This is a genomic window from Trichococcus sp., from assembly GCF_049589555.1.
Classification (GTDB): domain Bacteria; phylum Bacillota; class Bacilli; order Lactobacillales; family Aerococcaceae; genus Trichococcus.
In genome coordinates this window covers 1-3,795 of sequence record NZ_JBAWAZ010000073.1, presented here as the reverse complement: position 1 = coordinate 3,795, position 3,795 = coordinate 1, and the positions used below count along the sequence as shown (strand labels likewise).

Annotated in this window: 5 protein-coding genes; 4 read left to right on the top strand and 1 reads right to left on the bottom strand. The window is 52.0% G+C overall.

Going from position 1 to position 3,795, the window contains the following annotated elements; genetic code table 11:
• Positions 1-203 precede the first annotated feature (203 nt).
• The 4 genes from WBV27_RS03470 to WBV27_RS03455 all read left to right on the top strand — a co-directional run bounded on the left by WBV27_RS03470 (position 204) and on the right by WBV27_RS03455 (position 3,268).
• On the top strand, positions 204-1,193 hold the full coding sequence (locus tag WBV27_RS03470; protein WP_424199455.1) for a YihY/virulence factor BrkB family protein: 990 nt from the start codon (positions 204-206) through the stop codon (positions 1,191-1,193).
• Positions 1,194-1,320: 127 nt separating this feature from the next.
• A complete protein-coding gene (locus WBV27_RS03465; protein WP_424199453.1) occupies positions 1,321-2,517 on the top strand; it encodes an FtsW/RodA/SpoVE family cell cycle protein in 1,197 nt (398 codons plus the stop codon).
• Between the two features lie 22 nt (positions 2,518-2,539).
• A complete protein-coding gene (locus WBV27_RS03460) occupies positions 2,540-2,893 on the top strand; it encodes an arsenate reductase family protein (RefSeq protein ID WP_424199451.1) in 354 nt (117 codons plus the stop codon).
• 18 nt (positions 2,894-2,911) lie between these two features.
• Positions 2,912-3,268 (top strand): glycine cleavage system protein H, encoded by a 357-nt coding sequence (locus WBV27_RS03455; RefSeq protein WP_424199449.1) that lies wholly within the window; start codon positions 2,912-2,914, stop codon positions 3,266-3,268.
• A gap of 254 nt (positions 3,269-3,522) precedes the next feature.
• Here WBV27_RS03455 and WBV27_RS03450 read toward each other — a convergent pair.
• Positions 3,523-3,795 (bottom strand): gamma-glutamyl-gamma-aminobutyrate hydrolase family protein (locus tag WBV27_RS03450; RefSeq protein ID WP_424199447.1); only part of this gene is annotated, 273 nt, incomplete at its 5' end.

The following is a 3,795-nucleotide window of genomic DNA, read 5'->3' as shown; positions in this document are numbered from 1 at the left end:
GGAGAGTCGGTATCCGGCAGCTGATCTCCGGCGAAGCCGCCGAGGCCGGAGGTGACATTTTCTGGCGGTCCCCATCTCCGGTGAGGACCGGCTTCACCGGAGCAGGATGAAGCACACGAATCCCAGTCTCAATGCTTATCTGTGGCAATCACAGCCACTTTTGGCTATGATTAAGCTATAGAGCTTGGCGGGAGGAAAAAGCAATGAACGCAATAAGAAAATACATCAAAAATCCGAAGATGCGCCTGATTGTCGGCTTGTTTCAGGATCATTGGGGCCGGATGGAGATCGGGCGGCAGTCGGCTGAGATGGCCTACTACATGCTATTGGCATTGCTTCCTACACTTTTGTTGTTGGGGAACATCATTCCGTTGCTGCCGGTGCCGCGTGAGCAGGTGCTGCTCTACGTGGGGATGGCCTTCCCGCAGGAAGTGAGCAACACAATCACGCCAATATTGATGCAATATTTATCCAGCGAAACCGGTGAAGTGGTTTCATTGGGGCTGATACTGTCGATTTGGACAGCCTCCAAAGCATTCAACGTTTTTCAGAACGTTTTGAATCAAGTGTACAATACGAAAATGCGCAAGAATTTCATCGTCCACAGAATCTTTTCGTTCGTGATCGCTTTTCTGTTGGTCGCGATGATTGCATTGGTCGCTTTCCTGTTCATGTTCGGGAGGTACATCCGGGATTTCTTCGAGGAGTTCTTTTCCATCCAGTTGGACTTCATCACCGCCTTCGAAAATGTCCGTTGGATCGGGGCTTTCCTGATCATTTCCGTCATCATGACGGTCATTTATTTCGTGGTGCCGAATGTGCGCTGGTCCCTCAAATTTTCGGTGCCGGGTGCAGCGTTCGCAACGATCGGCTTCCTGTTGATTTCGCAGCTGTTCTCCTTGTATATCGGAGTCGCCGGCAGTCAGGCTATAGGGAACAGTGCAATCGGGGTCGTAATCACGTTGCTGTTGTGGTTGTATCTGATGGGGACGGTGCTGATATTGGGCGGCTTCCTCAACGTGATGCTGTACCATTATTTTCGGCCGTTGCCGATTGTCCTGAAGGAAGAGAGCCGTTATGCGATCCGTTATTCGAAGAATGCATTGGCGTTGACCGTCAACGAACAATCGCTGAAACGGCGTCTGATCCGCAAAAAACTGCGCATCCAAGGGAACAAACAAGCTGACATATGATTGAATCCGGAATGGTGAGGCAGAGAGGTTTAGGTTTTTTTAAACCTCCTCGCCTTTTTTTTTGGGCGAAGTTTCTATATAATGAAAAGATAGCACGCCCATTGTTTTTGAAAGAAAGGATTTAATCATGCGAAATCAACAAACTACGCAGAATGCGGATGTTTCGAAGATCGATTACGGCATTATCCTGTCCGTGTTCCTTCTGGCCATCATCAGCGTCCTGACGATTTATTCAACTACTGTCCTGCAGACGGACGGTGGCATCGGTACGACCATCATGCAGCTCGTCTGGTACGGCATCGGCATCATTGCCGCGGCCATCGTGATGCATTTCGATTCCGAACAACTCTGGAAAGTCGCGCCGATTGCATACGGGGCCGGCGTCCTGCTGCTGTTCCTGGTCCTCATTTTCTATGACCGCAACACCTATGCGCTGCAGGGGGCGAAAAGTTGGTTCCGCTTCGGTGGCGTTACCTTCCAGCCTTCAGAAGTCGTGAAGGTCGCCCTCATCATCATGTTGTCGCGGGTCATCACCGAGCACAATATGCAGATCGATGACCGGACCGAAAAAACCGACATGAATCTGATTCTCAAGATCGCCATGTGGTCGGCGCCGCCGCTCCTGCTGGTCATCCTGCAGAATGACCTCGGTACCACACTCGTTTTCCTGGCGATCATCATCGGCATGACGTTCCTTTCCGGTGTATCCTGGAAAATCTTGCTTCCCGTATTCGGGACGATCGGGGCCCTCGGAACGCTGCTCATCTACTTGGTTGTCTATAACCGCGATGTGCTCCTGAATTTCGGCTTCCAGAATTACCAATTCGCCCGGATCGATTCCTGGCTCGATCCGTTCGGGGACAGCACCGGGGATGCCTATCAACTGGCGCAAAGCATGAAAGCGATCGGATCGGGCAAACTGTTCGGCAAAGGCCTCGGCGTTTCCGAAGTCTACGTGCCGGTTCGCGTTTCCGATATGATCTTCTCCACGATCGGCGAGAATTTCGGATTCATCGGCGGATGTTTTCTCATTTTCATCTATTTCCTGCTGATCTACCAGATGATCCGCATCTGCTTCGATACGAAAAATGAATTTTATGCCTACATGGCGACGGGCGTCATCATGATGATCCTGTTCCACGTATTGGAAAATATTGGCATGACGATCGGGCTGTTGCCGATCACCGGTATCCCATTGCCGTTCATCTCGCAAGGGGGCTCGGCGCTCCTCGGCAATATGCTCGGAATCGGACTGGTCATGTCGATGCGTTACCATTACCGCAGCTACATGTTCTCGGACGAGGACGAACATTTCGGAATCTGACCCTAACTCAAGGAGGAATTGCATGATCACCATTTATCAACATCCTCAATGCTCGACCTGCAAGAAAACGCGGGCGTGGTTCGACGAAGAGGGCATCGCCTACGAATTGAAGGATATCCGCGAAGAACGTCCGGACCGGGAAAGTATCCGCCAAGCGATCGCATCAGGCAACCTGACATTGCGCCGCATCTTCAATACGAGTGGCAACCTGTACAAGGAAATGCAACTGAAGGACAAACTCGACAGCATGGACATTGAAGAAGCGCTGGACCTGCTCGAATCGGACGGCATGCTGATCCGCCGGCCATTCGTTACGGACGGCACGCAAATCACAGTCGGCCACGACGAAGAGAAACTTACATCGACTTGGAAATGAGCTAAGGAGGAAAACAACATGTCTGAAAACACAGTGAAATACAGCGAGAACGGCTTCTGGGTCAAGAAGGAAGCGGACAAGTACATCATCGGCCTGTCCGAAAAAGGTCATGATGATCTGGGCGAAGTCAGCTTCATCGACTTGCCTGAAACGGGCGCAATCAAAACGACCGACACCTTGATCGGCGTCGAAGCCGCCAAAGCGATGACCGACTTGGCTTCTCCATTGGCTGGCACAATCACAGCCGTGAATGAAGCGTTGGAGAACAATCCGGAGAACCTGAACAGCACCGATGCAACAGTGAATTGGATCGTCGAACTGACAGATGTTTCTGAGGAAGCTTTCGAAGCTTTGCAGAACGAATCAGGACTGTAAATGAATGTGAAAAGATAAAAAGGCAAGCAGCCGGACATCGAGTCCGATTGCTTGCCTTTTATTATTGTTTTGATTTTGCTCCGGCGAAGGCCGGGTTGGCCGGAGGAAACGGCCGCAGATATATCTGTCCTCCTGCGAGGGTTTCCTCACCGGAGGACGCGAAACTTTTCCGTCACCAACTCCGGTGAAGGGCTCCTCGCCGGAGTTGAGACCCGAAACCCGACGCCTCCGCTCGACTGGCGACCGAAATCCTCCTAGCGAGCAGACCGCGCCACCAGATCCTCAAAGAACAGTCGCATGTTTTTGGCTTCCGGTATCATCGTCTCCGGGTGCCATTGGATGGCGAGGATGCTTTGGTCCGGATCAGTCGCTTCGACGGCTTCAACAAGGCCGTCTGGGCTGTATCCGACAGGCTGCAAACCTTTGGCGACGACTTTCAACGCTTGGTGGTGGAAAGAATTCACCGAAAGCTTTTCGCCGACGAGGCCGTGGAGGTGGCTGCCTTCCATCACGGTGACGGAGTGGGT

Coding starts and splice junctions, on each gene's coding strand:
- WBV27_RS03470 (WP_424199455.1), top strand. CDS start 204: ATGAACGCAATAAGAAAATACATCAAAAATCCGAAGATGCGCCTGATT.
- WBV27_RS03465 (WP_424199453.1), top strand. CDS start 1,321: ATGCGAAATCAACAAACTACGCAGAATGCGGATGTTTCGAAGATCGAT.
- WBV27_RS03460 (WP_424199451.1), top strand. CDS start 2,540: ATGATCACCATTTATCAACATCCTCAATGCTCGACCTGCAAGAAAACG.
- WBV27_RS03455 (WP_424199449.1), top strand. CDS start 2,912: ATGTCTGAAAACACAGTGAAATACAGCGAGAACGGCTTCTGGGTCAAG.